Source organism: Microbacterium testaceum (genome assembly GCF_006539145.1).
GTDB classification, from domain to species: domain Bacteria; phylum Actinomycetota; class Actinomycetes; order Actinomycetales; family Microbacteriaceae; genus Microbacterium; species Microbacterium testaceum.
In genome coordinates, this window is sequence record NZ_BJML01000006.1 from 1 (window position 1) to 16,386 (window position 16,386).

General features: G+C 70.7%; 16 protein-coding genes and 2 tRNA genes. 5 read left to right on the forward strand and 13 right to left on the reverse strand.

Annotated elements, in window-relative coordinates; genetic code table 11:
• Positions 1–130: 130 nt before the first annotated feature.
• A tRNA-Glu gene (locus tag MTE01_RS09730) sits at positions 131–206 on the reverse strand.
• 187 nt (positions 207–393) lie between these two features.
• Here MTE01_RS09730 and MTE01_RS09735 point away from each other — a divergent pair.
• Complete coding sequence (locus tag MTE01_RS09735; protein WP_141377205.1) at positions 394–1,032, forward strand: MBL fold metallo-hydrolase; 639 nt, start codon at positions 394–396, stop codon at positions 1,030–1,032.
• A gap of 170 nt (positions 1,033–1,202) precedes the next feature.
• Here MTE01_RS09735 and MTE01_RS09740 read toward each other — a convergent pair whose 3' ends face one another.
• Genes MTE01_RS09740 through MTE01_RS09755 form a run of 4 tightly spaced genes read right to left on the reverse strand, consistent with a single transcriptional unit; the run spans position 1,203 to position 5,332 of the window.
• Positions 1,203–1,472 carry an HPr family phosphocarrier protein gene (locus MTE01_RS09740; RefSeq protein WP_055836516.1) on the reverse strand — a complete coding sequence of 90 codons (270 nt, stop codon included), beginning with the start codon at positions 1,470–1,472 and terminating at the stop codon, positions 1,203–1,205.
• 27 nt (positions 1,473–1,499) lie between these two features.
• Positions 1,500–3,566 (reverse strand): PTS fructose transporter subunit IIABC, encoded by a 2,067-nt coding sequence (locus tag MTE01_RS09745; RefSeq protein ID WP_103208839.1) that lies wholly within the window; start codon positions 3,564–3,566, stop codon positions 1,500–1,502.
• A gap of 18 nt (positions 3,567–3,584) precedes the next feature.
• Entirely contained in the window at positions 3,585–4,550 is a 966-nt protein-coding gene (locus MTE01_RS09750; RefSeq protein WP_141377207.1) for a 1-phosphofructokinase family hexose kinase, read from the reverse strand.
• Positions 4,547–5,332, reverse strand: coding sequence for a DeoR/GlpR family DNA-binding transcription regulator (locus MTE01_RS09755; RefSeq protein WP_174799675.1), 786 nt, complete (start codon positions 5,330–5,332; stop codon positions 4,547–4,549). The genes MTE01_RS09750 and MTE01_RS09755 overlap by 4 nt, the downstream gene beginning before the upstream one ends.
• A 202-nt stretch (positions 5,333–5,534) precedes the next feature.
• Between MTE01_RS09755 and MTE01_RS09760 the strand changes: the two genes are divergently transcribed.
• Genes MTE01_RS09760 through MTE01_RS09770 form a run of 3 tightly spaced genes read left to right on the forward strand, consistent with a single transcriptional unit; the run spans position 5,535 to position 8,403 of the window.
• The gene (locus MTE01_RS09760) at positions 5,535–6,581 is read left to right on the forward strand and encodes an ABC transporter substrate-binding protein (RefSeq protein ID WP_141377209.1); all 1,047 of its coding nucleotides are present in this window, start codon (positions 5,535–5,537) and stop codon (positions 6,579–6,581) included.
• Between the two features lie 56 nt (positions 6,582–6,637).
• Complete coding sequence (locus tag MTE01_RS09765; RefSeq protein WP_246078187.1) at positions 6,638–7,633, forward strand: FecCD family ABC transporter permease; 996 nt, start codon at positions 6,638–6,640, stop codon at positions 7,631–7,633.
• On the forward strand, positions 7,630–8,403 hold the full coding sequence (locus tag MTE01_RS09770; protein ID WP_141377211.1) for an ABC transporter ATP-binding protein: 774 nt from the start codon (positions 7,630–7,632) through the stop codon (positions 8,401–8,403). The genes MTE01_RS09765 and MTE01_RS09770 overlap by 4 nt, the downstream gene beginning before the upstream one ends.
• A gap of 18 nt (positions 8,404–8,421) precedes the next feature.
• Here MTE01_RS09770 and MTE01_RS09775 read toward each other — a convergent pair whose 3' ends face one another.
• The 6 genes from MTE01_RS09775 to MTE01_RS09800 all read right to left on the reverse strand — a co-directional run bounded on the left by MTE01_RS09775 (position 8,422) and on the right by MTE01_RS09800 (position 12,998).
• The gene (locus tag MTE01_RS09775) at positions 8,422–8,844 is read right to left on the reverse strand and encodes a hypothetical protein (protein WP_141377213.1); all 423 of its coding nucleotides are present in this window, start codon (positions 8,842–8,844) and stop codon (positions 8,422–8,424) included.
• A 92-nt stretch (positions 8,845–8,936) separates the two neighbouring features.
• Positions 8,937–9,119, reverse strand: coding sequence for a hypothetical protein (locus MTE01_RS09780; protein ID WP_116239941.1), 183 nt, complete (start codon positions 9,117–9,119; stop codon positions 8,937–8,939).
• A gap of 27 nt (positions 9,120–9,146) precedes the next feature.
• Positions 9,147–10,061, reverse strand: coding sequence for a CE1 family esterase (locus tag MTE01_RS09785; protein ID WP_141377215.1), 915 nt, complete (start codon positions 10,059–10,061; stop codon positions 9,147–9,149).
• Between the two features lie 122 nt (positions 10,062–10,183).
• Positions 10,184–10,255: transfer RNA gene (locus MTE01_RS09790), tRNA-Gln, on the reverse strand.
• A gap of 261 nt (positions 10,256–10,516) precedes the next feature.
• Positions 10,517–12,025 carry a glutamate--tRNA ligase gene (gltX, locus tag MTE01_RS09795; RefSeq protein WP_103208824.1) on the reverse strand — a complete coding sequence of 503 codons (1,509 nt, stop codon included), beginning with the start codon at positions 12,023–12,025 and terminating at the stop codon, positions 10,517–10,519.
• 10 nt (positions 12,026–12,035) lie between these two features.
• Complete coding sequence (locus MTE01_RS09800; protein ID WP_103208822.1) at positions 12,036–12,998, reverse strand: LysR family transcriptional regulator; 963 nt, start codon at positions 12,996–12,998, stop codon at positions 12,036–12,038.
• A gap of 80 nt (positions 12,999–13,078) precedes the next feature.
• Between MTE01_RS09800 and MTE01_RS09805 the strand changes: the two genes are divergently transcribed.
• Positions 13,079–14,167: an aminotransferase class V-fold PLP-dependent enzyme gene (locus MTE01_RS09805; RefSeq protein WP_141377217.1), complete on the forward strand. Its 1,089-nt coding sequence runs from the start codon at positions 13,079–13,081 to the stop codon at positions 14,165–14,167.
• A 46-nt stretch (positions 14,168–14,213) separates the two neighbouring features.
• On the opposite strand, the gene MTE01_RS09810 is transcribed toward MTE01_RS09805, so the two are convergent.
• Both MTE01_RS09810 and MTE01_RS09815 read right to left on the reverse strand, forming a co-directional pair.
• Complete coding sequence (locus MTE01_RS09810; protein WP_141377219.1) at positions 14,214–15,485, reverse strand: MFS transporter; 1,272 nt, start codon at positions 15,483–15,485, stop codon at positions 14,214–14,216.
• Positions 15,478–16,245, reverse strand: a complete 768-nt coding sequence (locus tag MTE01_RS09815) for a fumarylacetoacetate hydrolase family protein (RefSeq protein ID WP_141377221.1) — start codon at positions 16,243–16,245, stop codon at positions 15,478–15,480. Before MTE01_RS09815 ends, MTE01_RS09810 begins: the two co-directional genes overlap by 8 nt.
• Positions 16,246–16,386: the final 141 nt, after the last annotated feature.

The window sequence follows — 16,386 nt, forward strand, 5'->3', positions numbered from 1 at the left end:
GAAGCAACAGAATCGGATGCCGGGAGTCCTGGCATCCGATGGTGGTGCACGTCTCCGATTCTGTTGCGAAGTCCGGGCATCCCCTGCCAACGAAAAATGCCCCGACCATTCGGTCGAGGCATTTTCGTGTTGGTGACCCCAGCGGGATTCGAACCCGCGTTACCGCCGTGAGAGGGCGGCGTACTAGGCCGCTATACGATGGGGCCGCGTCGTCAACCATTCAAGTATGCATGACAGTTGACGCCCACGCAAAATCGAGGCCGAGGCGTCGACTTCTCGGGCGTGTCCGGCCACGGTACCGCGAGATGGCCTCGCGCGGAAGAGCCGTTAGACGCTGTTCACCCACCGCGCCAGCGCTTGCTCCACTCCGGCGTGCAGGAGTTGACTCGTCTCATGCGCCTCACGAAGCACGAACACGCCGCCCTCGTCCTCGCCGAATCCGGTCACTCGCTCGTGATCGACCCGGGCAGCTTCACCTCGCCCCTCGAAGAGCTGACGAACCTCGACGGCATCGTCATCACCCACGAGCACGCCGACCACTGGACGCCCGAGCACCTCACCCGCCTGCAGAAGGCCCACCCCGGCGTGCCGATCTACGGCCCCGAAGGGGTGCGCGACGCCGCGGCCGGTTTCGACGTCACCGTGGTGCACCCGGGCGACACCCTCGACCTCGGGCCCTTCCACCTGGAGTTCTTCGGCGGGAAGCACGAGGTCATCCACTCCTCCATCCCCGTGGTCGACAACGTCGGCGTTCTCGTCAACGACGCGGTGTACTACCCGGGCGATTCGTTCGCGGTCCCCAAGCACAAGAAGGTCGAGCTGCTCGCCGCCCCCGTCGGCGCCCCGTGGCTCAAGGTCGGCGACGCCATCGACTACGTGCTCGCGGTCAAGCCCGAACGCGTCTTCGCTACCCACGACATGACCCTCTCGGTCGCCGGAAAGCAGATGGGCGACGCGCGCCTCACCTGGGCCGTGGAGCAGAACGGCGGCTCGTTCGTCGACCTGAAGCCGGGCGACTCCGTCGAGGTCTGACGGCCCCAGCGTGCCAAACTCCTGAGAAGTTCACGGGCGTGCGTCCCGAACCGCCGAACACCAACATCCGTCGTTGACTTCTCAGGAGTTTCGTACGCCTCGATCTCGCAGAAACACCGGATGCCACGAGCCCTGGGGCCGTGGCATCCGGTGTTCTGTGAAGAGGTGCGTTACTGCGCGTCGAGATCGGTCTCGAGAAGGGCGACGAGCTCGTCGAGCGCCTGCTCGGCGCCGTCGCCCTCGGCCTTCAGCGTCACGACGGTGCCGTGACCGGCGCCGAGGCCCATGAGCGAGAGGATGCTGCCGGCGTTGAGGTCGGCACCGCCCTCGGCGGCGATCGTGACGGGGATCTTCTTCTCCTGCACAGCCTGCACGAAGAGCTTCGCGGGGCGTGCGTGGAGGCCCGAGGCGCTCGCGATGGTGGCCTGACGTTCTGCCATGGTGAATCCTTCCGATTCGACGGGGTGTTACGCAGCGACCGTGGCTACGGGAGCAGCCTCGGCGACGGCGGCGTCCTGCGTGCTGCGGCCGATGCCCTTGAGGGCGACGACGATCAGCGCAGTCACGACGGTACCCGCCACGATTGCGAGGGCGAAACCCCAGAAGGGGTTGATCGCGAAGAACACGAAGATGCCGCCGTGGGGGGCGAACGACTGCACCGACAGCAGCATGCTCAGACCACCCGTGATCGCGCCGCCCACCATCGAGGCGGGGATGACGCGCAGCGGGTCGGCAGCGGCGAACGGAATCGCGCCCTCGGAGATGAACGAGGCGCCGAGCAGCCACGCGGCGGCGCCGTTCTCGCGCTCGACCGGGGTGAACTTCTTGCGGGCGAGCAGCGTCGAGGCGAGGGCCATCGCGAGCGGCGGGACCATACCGGCGGCCATGACCGCGGCCATGATGAGGTACGGCGTCGTGTTCGTCTGGGTCGCGGCGGCCAGGCCGGTCGTGGCGAAGACGTAGGCGACCTTGTTGACGGGGCCACCGAGGTCGAAGCACATCATGAGGCCGAGGATGACACCGAGCACGATGGCGCCGGCGCCGCTGGCGGCGAGCGAGGTCAGGCCGTCGGTGAGGGCGGCCATGAGAGCGGCGATCGGGCGGCCGAGGAACAGGATCATCAGGCCCGAGGCGAAGATCGATCCCAGGAACGGCACGATCACGACAGGCATGAGGCCGCGCAGCCACCGCGGGGCGTCGAAGCGACCCAGCCACCAGGCGATGAAGCCCGCGAGCAGACCGCCGATGATGCCGCCGATGAAGCCGGCGTTCATGAGCACGGCCACGGCGCCGGCGACGAAGCCGGGGGCGATACCGGGGCGGTCGGCGATCGCATAGGCGATGAAGCCGGCCAGCACGGCCACGATGAAGCCCATCGAGGTCGCACCGATCATGAAGGCGACCGAACCCAGGTACTGCCCGACGGGGCCGAACGACGAGGTGATGTTCTCGGTCGGGAGATCCCACAGGGAGTTCTGGATGATGACGTTCGAGGCGTTCTTGGTGACCTCGTAGCCGCCGAGCAGGAAGCCCAGGGCGATGAGCAGACCACCGCCGGCGACGAACGGGATCATGTAGCTGACACCGGTGAGCAGCCACCGCTGGATGCGACGGCCCACCGACTGCTGCGCTGCGGGAGCATCGGACGCGGATGCCGCGGCGGCACCGCCCTGCACGCGTGCGGCGTTCGGGTTGTCGCTCGCGGCGAGGGCCTCGGCGATGAGCTGCTTCGGCTGCTCGATGCCGCGCTTGACGCCGGCGCGGACGACGGGCTTGCCGGCGAAGCGCTGGGGCTCGCGCACGTCGACGTCGACCGCGAAGATCACGGCGTCGGCGTCGTCGATGACGCTCTGCGGAAGCGCCTTGTAGCCGCTGGAGCCCTGGGGCTCGACGACGAGCTCGACCCCCTCGGTCTCGGCGCCGGCGGCGGTGAGCGCGTCAGCGGCCATGAAGGTGTGGGCGATACCGGTGGCGCAGGCGGTGACGGCGACGATCTTCTTCGTCTTCACGGCCGTGCGGGCCTCGGCGCGCGTCGCGGCCGGGGCCGCTGCGGCGGGCGCTGCGGCCGCGACCGGCGTCTCGGCCGGGCTGATGGCATCCGTGATGATCCGGACGGCCTCGGCGGGCGTCTGCGCCGAACGCAGGCCCGACATGAAGTCGTTGTTCATGAGGCTGCGCGCGAGCTGCGACAGCACCGACAGGTGGGCCTCGTCGGCACCTTCGGGGGCCGCGATGAGGAACACGATGTCGGCGGGGCCGTCGGGGGCGCCGAAGTCGACGCCCGGGGTCAACCGCGCGAAGGCGAGGGTGGGCTCGGTGACCGAGGCGCTGCGCGCGTGCGGGATGCCGATGCCGCCGGGCAGGCCGGTCTCGTCCTTCTGCTCGCGGGCCCAGGCGTCGTCGAACAGCTCTTGCGCACTGCGCGCGCGGCCCTGCGCGACGACGCGCTCGGCCAGAGCGCGGATCACCGACTGCTTGTCGGTGCCCAGGGGCACGTCGAGGGTGACGAGCTCCGGAGTGATGATGTCGGACATTGTCAGTGACCTCCGTGGTCAGGATGTTGCGATGGGGGTGGGGAATTCGGTGACGGCGATCGCACCCGCGGGCAGATCGTCGGGAGTCGGCGCCTGCGTGCCCGGAAGAGTGGCGGCGGCCGCTCCGTAGGCGATGCTGCGCGCGAGACGGTCGGGGGCCGAGGCCCCTTCGAGGTCGGCCAGCAGGTAGCCGGCGAGCGAGCTGTCGCCCGCGCCGACGGTGCTGGCGACCTGGATCTTGGGGGCGCGTCCGCGCCAGGTTCCCTGGGCCGTGAACAGCAGGGCGCCGTCGGCGCCGAGGGTCACGAGGGCGGATGCCACACGGGCCGGCACCAGAGACTGGGCGCGGCGCGAAGCCGTCGCGAGGAGGTCGTCGTCGGACGCAGGATCGTCTCCGACGAGTTCCGCCAGCTCTTCGTGGTTCGGCTTGATGAGGTCGGGCCGGGCGGTCTCGACGACCGCGGCAAGAGCGGGACCGGAGGCGTCGACCGCGATGAGCGGGGCCGCGCTCCCCCACTTCGCACGAACGGCGGCGATGAGATCTGCGTAGAACGTGAACGGGACGCCGGGAGGCAGCGACCCCGCGAGGACGAGCCACGTGGCGCCCTCCGAGGCGGCGACGACGCCGGCGACGAGCGCTTCGGCCTCGGTGACCGAGAGCTCCGCGCCGGGCAGGTTGAGCTTGGTGGTCTCACCCGCGGGGTCGGTGATCGTGAGGTTGGCGCGGGCACGGCCGGCCACCTCGATCACGTCGAGCTCGATACCGGTGTCTTCGAGGAGCATGCGGTACGGGTCATGGGCGTTGACCGGCACCACCGCGCGGGCTGGGGCACCGGCCGCCGAGACGACGCGGGCGACGTTCACGCCCTTGCCGCCGGCATCTTCGCGCGAGGACACAGCGCGCTGAACCTCCCCGGGCTGCAGGGCCTCGGACAGCACGACGGCCCGGTCGGCGGAGGGGTTGGCGGTCAGTGTGACGATCATGCGACGCGCACCTCGATGTCGGCGGCCTCGAGGGCCTCGGAAAGCGCCGCGGGAGGAGCGGCGTCGGTGACGAGCACGTCGAGCTCGTCGAGTCGGGCGAAGCGCACGAGCAGCTCCTCGCCGAACTTGGCCGCGTCGGCGACGAGAACGACGCGACGGGCGGACTGGATGATCGCCGCCTTGACAGCGGCCTCATCGGGGTCGGGGGTGCTCAGGCCGAACTCCACGCTCAGGCCGTTCGTCCCCACGAACGCGATGTCGGGACGGAGCTGGCCGATGGTGCGCACCGTGTGGGCGCCGACCGCGGCCGCGGTGACACCTCGGACGCGCCCGCCGATCGTGGTGAGCGACAGGCGTTCTTCGCCGGCGAGCAGGTGCGCGGCCTCGAGCGAATGCGTCACGACCTCGACTGCGCTGATACCCCCACCGAGAGCGGACGGCAGAAGCGAGGCGACAGCTGCGGGCGTGGTGCCGGCGTCGAGGAAGATCGAACCGCGGAAATCGGAGCCGAGCAGGGCCACGGCCTCGGCGGCGATGGCACGCTTCGCGTCTCGGTGACGCTCTCGACGCTCGGTGAGCGGGGACTCCGCCGTACTGGCACGGCCGATGTCGACCGCGCCGCCGTGGACACGACGGAGAGAACCGAGCCCCTCGAGCCGGTCGAGGTCGCGACGAACGGTCTCCGTCGTGACGTCGAAGCGACGAGCCAGATCGACGACGCTGACGCGTCCGATCTCGCGCAGTTCGCGCTCGATGAGCTGCTGGCGCTCCATTGCGTACACGGGGATCCCCTTCGAAGATTCCCACACGATACAACACGAAACCACACACGGCAACAGATTCGCGACACCCCGCACGACGCCGCGGGCGACGGCACTCCCCCACGAACGAAGAGACCGGTCCGGCGCGCGCAGCGAGTGAGGCTATCCTTACCCGTGGTCCGCCGTCGGGCCGCTCGTTCCACGATCCCTACGGAGTTCCCGGATGCCACGCGCCCGCGCCCTCGCCTTCCCGCTCGTCCTCGTGACCGCCGCCGCCCTGCTCGCCGGGTGCGGCGCCTCGGAGGTCGTCCCCGAAGCTTCGGCCTCCTCGACCGGAGAGGGCGCCACCGCCTACCCGCTGACGCTTCAGAACTGCGGGCGCGAGATCACGGTCGACAAGGCGCCCAGCCGGGTCGTCTCGCTCGACCAGGACTCCACCGAGATCCTGTTGTCGCTGGGCCTGCAGGACCGGATGGTCGGCACGGCATCCTGGACCGATCCGGTTCTCGACACGCTCGCCGACGCGAACGCCGCGGTCCCGCGCCTGTCGGACAACGCTCCCTCGTACGAGGTCGTTCTCGGCACCGACCCCGACTTCGTGACCGCCTCGTTCGGTCGCCACTTCGCCCAGGGCGGCGTCGCGACCCGTGACCGCTTCGCCGAGACCGGCGTCGCGTCGTACCTCTCTCCCACCGATTGCGACGGCGACGTGAGCTTCAACGCGGGCGGCAAGCGCACCTCACCCCTCACGGTCGACACGCTCTACGGCGAGATCCGCGACCTCGCGCGCATCTTCGACGTGTCAGATCGTGGCGAGACGCTGGTCCAGTCGCTGCAGCAGCGTGCCGCGGCCGCGACCGAGGGCATCGACTTCGAGGGCCACACCGTGGCCTTCTGGTTCGCCGACACCAAGACCCCGTACGTCGCCGGAGGCTTCTCGAACGCGGCTCTGTTGGCATCCACCACCAAAATGACCAATGTGTTCGCGTCGCAGACGGACGACTGGCCCGCGGTGGGCTGGGAGAGCCTGGTGTCGGCCGACCCGGACGTGCTCGTGCTGGGCGACCTGCAGCGCGACCGTTTCCCCGGCGACCGGCTCGCCGACAAGATCGCCTTCCTCGAGAGCGATCCGCTGACCAGCACCATGACCGCTGTGAAGAACAAGCGCTACATCGCGCTGCACGGCGCCGAGCTCAACCCGTCGATCCGCTTCGTCGACGCGCTCGACAAGATCCGCGCCTGGTGGGATGAGAACGGGAGCACGCTCTGAGTACGGGGCTCGTCTCGCGCGCGCGGCTCGGACGGGGCTCGGCGGGTCTCGGCGTCGTGCTCGCCCTCGTCGGGCTCGTGGTGCTGGTGGTCTCCGTCGGCGTCGCCGTCACGTTGGGACCAGCCGACGTCTCCCTGGTGAACGTTCGTGACGTGCTGCTGAATCACCTCGGACTCGCCGACATCCCGGTCAAAGCCGCGAAGAATGCGATCGTGTGGGAGGAGCGCCTCCCCCGCGCCCTCGTCGCGGCGTGCGCCGGGGCCGGGCTCGCCCTCTGCGGCGTGGTCATGCAGTCGCTCCTGCGCAACCCCCTCGCCGAGCCGTTCGTGCTCGGCGTGTCGTCGGGAGCGTCGACCGGCGCCGTCGTGATCGGCGTGCTCGGAATCGGCGGCGGAGTGCTCGGCCTCTCGGGCGGGGCCTTCGTCGGCGCGCTCGTGGCCTTCGGCCTCGTGCTGCTGCTCTCTCGCTTCACCTCGGGCGGCACCTCCGGCGTCATCCTGGCCGGTGTCGCCAGCACCCAATTCTTCTCGGCACTGACCTCGCTCGTGGTGTTCGCCGTGGCCGACAGCGACGAGACGCGCGGGGTGATGTTCTGGCTCCTCGGCTCGCTCGAGGGCATGCGGTGGGACAAGGTCGCGCTCTGCGCCGTGGTGGTCGTCGTCGGCGGCGCCGTGTGCTTGTTCGCCGCGCGCGCCCTCGATGCCTTCACGTTCGGCGACGATGTGGCCGCCTCCCTCGGCATCCCGGTCGCTCGCACGCGCATCGGCCTGCTCATCGTGACAGCGCTCATGACCGCCGCCCTCGTCAGCGTCGTCGGCGCGGTCGGCTTCGTCGGGCTCGTCGTGCCGCACGCAGTCCGCCTGATGGTCGGCCAACGTCACGCGCGCGTCGTTCCGCTCGCAGCGGTCGTCGGCGCCGTCTTCATGGTGTGGGTGGATGCCGCGACCCGCACCCTCTTCGCGCCCACGCCCCTGCCTGTCGGTGTAGGAACGGCGCTGGTGGGCGTCCCGGTCTTCGTGGCCCTGCTCGTTCGACGCAAGGGGCGCGCATGACGCTCGAAGCCCGCGAGGTGCGCTGGACGCGCGGGGGAACCCTCGTCGTCGACGGCGTCTCGCTGCATCCCGAGCCCGGGACCACCGTGGGCCTGCTCGGGCCCAACGGCTCGGGCAAATCTTCGCTGCTGCGCCTGTTGCAGGGCGCGGCGCGACCGGACTCCGGCGACGTCCTGCTCGACGAGCGGCCCCTGACGCAGTGGCGCCGCCGCGATCTCGCCCGCACGGTCGCGGTGGTCACGCAGCACGCCGAGACCGACGCCGACATCGTCGTCCGAGATGTCGTGCGCCTCGGCCGCACGCCGCACCGCCCGGTGTGGGGCGGGTCGACCAGCGGCGACGAGGAGGCGATCGACGCGGCGCTCGAGCGGGTCGCCCTGACGGACAAGGCCGATCGCCTCTGGCACACCCTGTCCGGCGGAGAGCGTCAGCGTGCGCAGATCGCCCGCGCTCTCGCGCAGGAGCCCCGCGAGCTGCTGCTCGACGAGCCGACGAACCACCTCGACATCCGCCATCAGCTCGACGTCCTCGCCCTCGTCGCCGCCCTCCCCGTGACGAGCATCATCGCGCTGCACGACCTCAATCTCGCCGCGACCTACTGCGACAGCGTGCTCGTGCTCCGCGCCGGCCGTGTCGTGGCGGCGGGGGCTCCCGCCCAGGTGCTCACGCCGGCGCTCATCGCCGACGTCTACGAGGTGAAGGCACGAGTGATCCCGGATGCCGAGACGGGGCGCTCCACGATCCTGTTCGACGGGCCGCTGGCGTCCTGATCCTTCTCGTCCGTCCTCTCAGGGGGCGACGACGGACAGGGTGAAGCGGATCGTCTTGCCGTCGGGGCCCGTGAGGGTGGCGGCGGTCTTGCCGACAGCGTGCGGCAGGAAGCCGGGGCGGAACACCGAGCCCTCGGAAGGCCCTCCCGGCGAGAAGTCGGCGATCGCCACATCGGTCGTCGACCCGGTCCACTCGGCCTCGGTGCCGTCGGGGACGGCGAGCACGAGCGAGGTGCCGATCTTGACGGTGGCGTCTTTGCCGTCGAGGTCCTCGGGAGAGACGACCGTGGGCGCGAAGGCCTGGTCGTCCGCCGATGCGGAAGGACTCGGCGCTTGCGCCGCGGGTGCGACGGGAGTGTCGGATGCGGCGGGCGCGCAGCCCGTGAGCAGAACGCCGGCCGTCACGACCAGGGCGAGCCGAAGAGCGAGGGAGCGCTTCACGAGGACCTTCTTCCGCGAGGAGGGGGACGGCCCGCGTCCCCGCTCGGATGCTAACCCGCGAAGTCTTTGATCGCGCCGAGCGCGCGCCGGGTTCAGTCGCCGAGAGGGATCTCTACCGAGGTCACCGACGAACCGCCGAGGTCGAGCAGCCCGGGCACGGCCGCAGGCTGCTCGTCGTCGGGCAGGAGTTCGGCCCGGGTCTTCGGCCGCGCGGGTTCGCCGGGGAGCCCGGCCCACTCGCTCGGTTCCTCGGGTCGCTGTACGAAGAGTCCCATGGAGCTATCCTCCCCCCGATCCGCGGCTCACGGCAGAGGGTGGGCTGTGAAGAAGGTTTCGATCAGGGTCGTCGCCGAGATCGCCGTCTCGCCCGAGCCCGCCGCTCCCGGCCACACGTGCCCTCCCCCGTCGATCCGGTAGTGCACCAGGGCACCGCGGTCGTGGCATCCGGTCCACGTCTGCCTCTCGACTCCCGTCGCAACCGATTCCGAGCGCGGATCGGCGGCGCAGCCATTGCGCGTCGCCACCCGCGATAGCCAGAGCGACACCGGGGCGACGGTCGCGTCGTGCCGGATGCCGCCGTCGTAGGGGATGACGTCGTCGGCGGTGCCGTGGAACTCGATCACCGGCACCGGGGAGCCACTCGCGCACGGCGGATTGGTCGCGGGGTAGATCGCCCCGGAGACGACGGCGAAAGCGGCGATGCGTTCGGGGAGGGCGCACGACAGCAACGACACGAACCCGCCGCCGTTCGAGATCCCGGCGGCGAACACGCGTTTCGGGTCGATGCAGAGACGCGACTCCACGTCGTCGAGGAGGGCGGTGGTGAAGGCCACGTCGTCCTCGCCCGACGAGTACGGCGCCCCCTGCCAGCCGACGCCCGCCGCGGTGCTCGCCGCCTGCGGGTAGACGACGATCGCGCCGCTGCCGTCGAGGCCGCTGAGCTGCTCGAGCTGCCCGGGCGGCATGCGGTATCCGGCGAAGGCGAGGATGAGCGGCGTCGGAGTCTGCGCCGTCATCGTCGCCGGGACGTGCACGGTGTATCCACGGGCCGCGCCGTCGACCGTCACCGCGAGCGGGATGCTCATGCCCGGTTCCAGGGACGGATTCGCGTCGCAGCCGGATGCCGTGGGGGGCTCGCTCGTGCCCGCCCCGCATCCCGCCAGCACCGTGCCCGCCACGACCAGGGCGGCGAGGGCGACGAGCGGGCGGAGGCGCATCGGGTCATCCTACGGTTCGCCCGCAACGGCGCGGAGAAGCCTCACGCATGCGGCCACCTGCGGCAGCCCCCATGGCACGCGAAAGGCCCGGGATCTTTCGATCACCGGGCCTTTTCGCAAAGCTGGGGTACCTGGACTCGAACCAAGAACAACGGAACCAGAAACCGCCGTGTTGCCAATTACACCATACCCCAATGGCTTCGAGCCGTAACTCGTGCCGAGGATCAAGCTTACGTGACGCGGAGCCATGCGCCAAACCGGGGCCCCGCCCCGCGCGTCCCGGGCGCGTCCAGGGCGGCCCGTCTCGAGGGCGCCGACCTCAGAGAACCGCGTGGAGATCGGACCTCCGGCGGGAGAATCTTCGATCCGCGTCGCATGCTCCGAGTTCCGCTCCCCCGCGCGCCGGAAACCAGCGATCCCCGCGACAGCGAAGTCGCAGGGATCGCTGGGGCGTCTCAGCCCAGGTGCGCCACCAGCGCCTCGAGGCGACGGATCGACTCGGCCTTGCCGAGCAGTTCCATCGACTCGAACAGCGGCGGCGAGATGCGACGTCCGGTGAGGGCGACGCGGGGCGGACCGTAGGCCACGCGAGGCTTGAGCCCCAGGTCGTCGACGAGCGCACCCGACAGCGCCTCCTGGACGGCAGCGGCGCTGAAGTCGTCGACCCCCTCAAGAGCGCGGACGGATGCCGCGAGCACCTCGGCCGCGTTCGCGGGAAGGCCCTTGAGCGCGTCCTCGGCGTAATCGACGTCGGAGACGAAGAGGAAGCCGAGCATGCCGGGGACCTCCCCCAGCAGCTGCACGCGCTCCTGCACGAGCGGCGCCGCCTGGGCGATGATCGCGCGGTGCTCGTCGCTCGGCTGCTCGGCGATGTATCCCGCACCCGCGAGATAGGGGACGATCCGGGCGGCGAAGTCCTCGGCATCCAGCATCCGGATGTGGTCACCGTTGATGGCTTCGGCCTTCTTCTGGTCGAAGCGTGCGGGGTTGGGGTTCACGTCGGCGATGTCGAAGGCGGCGATCATCTCGTCGAGCGAGAAGACGTCGCGGTCGGCGGACAGCGACCAGCCGAGCAGCGAGAGGTAGTTCAGCAGCCCCTCGTGGATGAAGCCCTTCTCGCGCTGCAGGAACAGGTCGGCCTGCGGGTCGCGCTTGGAGAGCTTCTTGTTGCCGGTCTCGCCGAGCACGAGCGGCATGTGCCCGAACCGGGGCAGGTAATCGGTCACGCCGGCGTCGAGGAGGGCGCGGTACAGCGCGAGCTGACGGGCCGTGGACGGCATGAGGTCCTCCCCGCGGATGACGTGGGTGATCCCCATGAGCGCGTCGTCGACCGGGTTCACGAAGGTGTAGAGCGGGATGCCGCCGGCGCGAACGATCACGAAGTCGGGGAACGAGCCCGCGGGGAAGGTCACCTCGCCGCGGATGAGGTCGACGAAGGTGAGGTCTTCGTCGGGAACGCGCACGCGCCACGCGGGCTCGCGCCCCTCGGCACGGAAGGCGGCCTTCTGCTCGTCGGTGAGGTCGCGGTCGTAGTTGTCGTAGCCGAGCTGCTTGGCGCGGCCGTTGGCCTCGTTGCGTGCGTCGATCTCTTCGGCGGTGGAGTAACTCTCGTACACCGCCCCCGCGGCGATGAGCTTGTCGAGCACGCCGCGGTAGATCTCGTGGCGCTGCGACTGGCGGTACGGCGCGTGCGGGCCGCCGACCTCGACGCCCTCGTCCCAATCGATGTTCATCCACCGCAGCGCCTCGAGGAGCTGCTGGTAGCTCTCTTCGCTGTCTCGCGCGGCGTCGGTGTCTTCGATACGGAAGACCAGCTTGCCGCCGTTGTGCCGGGCATAGGCCCAGTTGAACAGGACGGTGCGGATGAGACCGACGTGCGGCAACCCCGTGGGTGAGGGGCAGAAGCGGACGCGAACGTCGGCGCCGGTGGCGGTCGTGGTGCGGGGATCGGGCGTGGCAGACATCCCCTCGATCCTATCGGCGGGCGCTGTCGCTTCCCGAGTGCCGCAGATGATCGGCCAGGATCTCGCCCACGACCTCGAGTGCGGCTCCGACCGCGGGCACGTGCTCGGCTCCCCGAGCGGTGATCACGTGCAGGGTCCGCGCTTCGGCGGCGGGCAGCCGGGGAGCAGCGATCCCCGACAGCATCGGGAGCGATGCCACGGCCATCCGCGGCAGGATCGCCATGCCCACCCCCTGGGCGACGAGGTTCTCGACGGCGATGAAGTTGTCGGTCTCGAACGCGATATCGGGCGTGAATCCGGCACGGCCGCACGCCTCGAGCAGGTGCCCGCGGCACTGCGGGCACCCCGCGATCCACCGCTCCCCCGCGAGTTGCGAGAGGTCGATGGGGTCGTGGGCGGCCGCGGGGTGGTCCGTGGGCACGACCACCACCGTGTCGTCGTCCCCGATGAGTCGGGACGAGAGTCCGGATGCCGCCGACTCCAGGTGTTCGCGTCGATCGCCCGGATAGCTGTAGATGAGCGCGATGTCGGCGCGATTCTCGCGCACGGCGGCGATGGCCTCGGGCGGCTCGGCCTCGACGAAGCTGATGGACACACCCGGCCGGCGAGCGGTCACGGCGGCGATGACGCGCGGAACGACCGTCGACGACGCCGACGGGAAGGCGGCGATCCGTACGCGACCGGCCCGCAGACCACGCAGCTCGGCCAGGTCTCCGGCGGCGGCGTCGAGCGCCGTGGTGACGGCGGCCGCGTGACGGGCGAGCATCGACCCCGCCTCGGTGAGACGCACGCCTCGACCGACACGTTCGACGATCGGCATCCCGGCGCGCCTTTCGAGGCGGCGAAGCTGCTGGCTCACCGCGGGTTGACTGTAACCGAGCGCTCGGGCAGCGGCGGTGATCGAACCGGTGTCGGCGATGGCCTTGACCACCCGCAGGGCGTTCGCGTCGAGGGAGTCGTCGATCTCGGCCATTCCCACACATAAGCAGAGGTGATGGTTCTCATGCAACACCTGTTCTAGTGCAATGTCAGGCGCGAGGCGATCCTGGTTTCATGAGCAGCCTCGCCTCGCACTTCGCCGGTGGCCGCGACTACCTCGCGGCCTGCACCCTCGGCCTGCCCTCGCGCGCCACGGTGGCCGCGGTCCGCGCCGACCTCGAGTCCGCGGCATCCGGACGCCCCGATGTCGTCGCCGCGTCGCAGGCCGTCGAAGAGGCGCGGGCCTCGTTCGCGCACCTCGTGAGCTCCCCGGTCGGTGACGTCGCGATCGGCTCGCAGACGTCGGTGCAGGTCGCACTCCTCGCCGCCGCCGCACCCGACGGCGCCGAGGTGCTGTGCGCCGAGGGCGACTTCTCGTCTCTCATCGCCCCCTTCGCTCACGCGGGCCGGCGCGTACGCCTGCGCACCGCTCCCCTGCACGAGCTCGCCGCCGCGATCTCACCCGACACCTGGCTCGTGGCATTCTCGCTCGTGCAGTCGGCGACCGGAGAGGTCGCGGACGCCGCGCGCATCGCCGCCGCAGCGGCTCGCAGCGGCGCCCGCACGCTGTGCGACCTGACACAGGCCGCCGGATGGCTCCCGGTCGACGCGACGATGTTCGACGCGACCGTCTGCCACGCCTACAAGTGGCTCTGCTGCCCGCGCGGGGTGTCGTTCCTCACCCTCGCGCCCGCCTTCGCGAGCGAGATCCGCCCCGTGCAGGCCGGGTGGTACTCGGGCGACGACCCGTGGGCGTCGTGCTACGGCACCGGCGGCCCGCTCGCCCCCGACGCTCGTCGATTCGACGTCTCGCCCGCATGGCAGGCGTTCGTCGGAGCGGCACCGGCCCTGGCCCTGTTCGCCGACGCCGACATCACCGCGACCTACGCCCACGTCACGAGCCTGGCCGCCCGCTTTCGCGACGGATTGGGCCTGGAGCAGCCCGAGCGTCCCTCGGCGATCGTGACCTGGCCGGATGCCACGGGCGAAGCGCTCGCGCAGCTCACGGCCCACGGGATCACGGCGTCGGGCCGCGCGGGCCGCGCCCGCGTGGCGTTCCACGTCTTCAACGACGAACTCGACGTCGATCGCGCGCTGCACGCGCTCGGCGTGCGTGGCGCCGAGGACCTGTCGCCGTTCGACGGTCTGGTCTACGCGATCTGAAAGACGCGTCTCACAGCTCGGACGCCTCGACCGTCGCCGCTACGACTCACGCGACGCCCGAGGACTGGCGCGAGCGGACGACGACCGCGCCCACGCAGACGGCGGCGACCGGCACCAGCGCCCAGAGCGCGAGACCGTCGTAGCCGACCGCCCCGAGGACCAGGCCGGCCAGTACCGAGCCCGCGGCCGCACACGCCGTCATGAGCGTGTCGCTCCGGCCCTGACGGCGCGGGCGAAGCGAGAGAGGCGTCGCCTCGGTCAACAGGGCCGAACCCGAGACGGTGGCCGCGCTCCAGCCGAGACCGAGCAGCACGAGGGCCACGAGCACCCCGGCCTGCGAGTCGGGCAGTAGCGCCGCGACAGCCAGCGACGCCGCGAGCAGTACCTGGCCGAGGACGATGACGCCGACGCGCCCGACGCGGTCGGCGAGAACACCGAAGACGGGCGAGAGCCCGTACATTCCGAACACGTGCGCGGAGATCGTGATGCCGACGGCGAGGGTCACGGCATCCGGAGCGACGATGTGCGAGAGGTGGACCGGAGTCATCGCCATGACCGAGGCCATGGTCACGTGCGACGCCGCGACGGCCAACATCGCGAATCGCGCGACACCCGGTCGGTCGGCCTGGGGAGCGGGAGCGGTGACGGATGCCGAGGCCTCCCGCTCGACGCGTTGGGCCAACAGCAACGGGTCGGGTCGCAGCACGAGCACGTACAGCGCGAACGCGCAGACCTGGGCCGCGAACGAGAAGAGGTAGGCGCCGGTCAGGCGCGGCATCCCGATGCTGGCCCCGATGAGCTCGCCGGGCGCGAGCAGGAGCGGGCCGACGACCCCGCCGACGGTCGTCGCCCAGACGACCGTCGCCAGGTCGCGCCCGCGGCGGGCGGTACTCGCGAGGTCGGTGGCGGCGAAACGCGACTGCAGGGTCGCGGCGTTCCCCGCGCCGATGAGGGCGATTCCGACGAGCAGCAGCGGGAACAGGCGGAGTGCGGCGGCCGCGATGACCACGGCGATGCCGATCAGGGCCGCGACGTTTCCCGTGGTGAGCGCCACACGCCGACCACGACGACCGGCCAGGCGAGCCAGCGGGATCGCGGTGAGAGCCGCGCCAAGGGTGACCGAGGCCGTGGCGAGGCCCGACAGGGCCTCCTGCCCCGATAGGTCAGCGGCGAGCAGTGCCCCGAGCGAGAGGGTCGCCCCGAAAGCGACGCCCGTGAGCACCTGGCCCGCGGCGAGCACCCGGACCGTCCGGCGCTGGGTGACGGCGAGGTCGCGCTCGGTGAGCGCGGCGCCCGCCGCCACAGGGGAGTCAGGCATCGCGCGCCGTGTTGCGCAGGATGCCGATGCCACTCACCTCGACCTCGACGGTGTCGCCGGCCTCGAACGGACCGACGCCGGCCGGCGTGCCCGTGAGGATGAGGTCGCCGGGGAGGAGCGTGAACACCGCGGAGGCGTACGCGACGAGCGCGCCGATGCCGTGGATCATGTCGGAGACCGGGCCCTGCTGACGCACCTCGCCGTTGACGCGCGTGGTGATCGCCGCGGAGTCGAGGTCGAGATCGGTCTCGATGACGGGCCCGACGGGGCAGAAGGTGTCGAATCCCTTGGCGCGCGACCACTGACCGTCGGTGCGTTGCAGGTCGCGAGCCGTGATGTCGTTGGCGACGGTGTAGCCGAAGATGTAGTCACTGGCGCGCTCAGCGGAAACGTTCTTCGCGATACGGCCGATCACGACGGCGAGCTCGCCCTCGTAGTCGGTGTGCGAGCTCAGGCTCGTGGGGCGCACGATCACGTCGTTCGGCCCGATGACCGACGTGTTCGGCTTGAGGAACATAAGCGGTTCGGCCGGTGCCTCGCCGCCCATCTCCGCGGCGTGGTCGTGGTAGTTCTTGCCGATGCAGACGACCTTCGAACGCGGGATCACCGGCGCGAGCAGGGCCGCATCGGCGAGCGGGACGCGCTCCCCCGTCGTCTCGAACCCGGCGAACATCGGGTCTCCGGCGAGGACCACGAGTTCGCCGTCGTCGACGATCCCGTAGCGAAGGGCATCCTGGTAGCTGAATCGAGCGATCTTCACGGAGCCAGCCTATCCGCGGCCCCCGACATCCCACCGCGTCCGCCGAGGCCTCACCCACGCTCAACCACCCGCATGTGCGCCCGACGTGGCGCCGCTCCCCCACGCATAAACGCGATCCGCGCTCATAAACACGCGCACCAC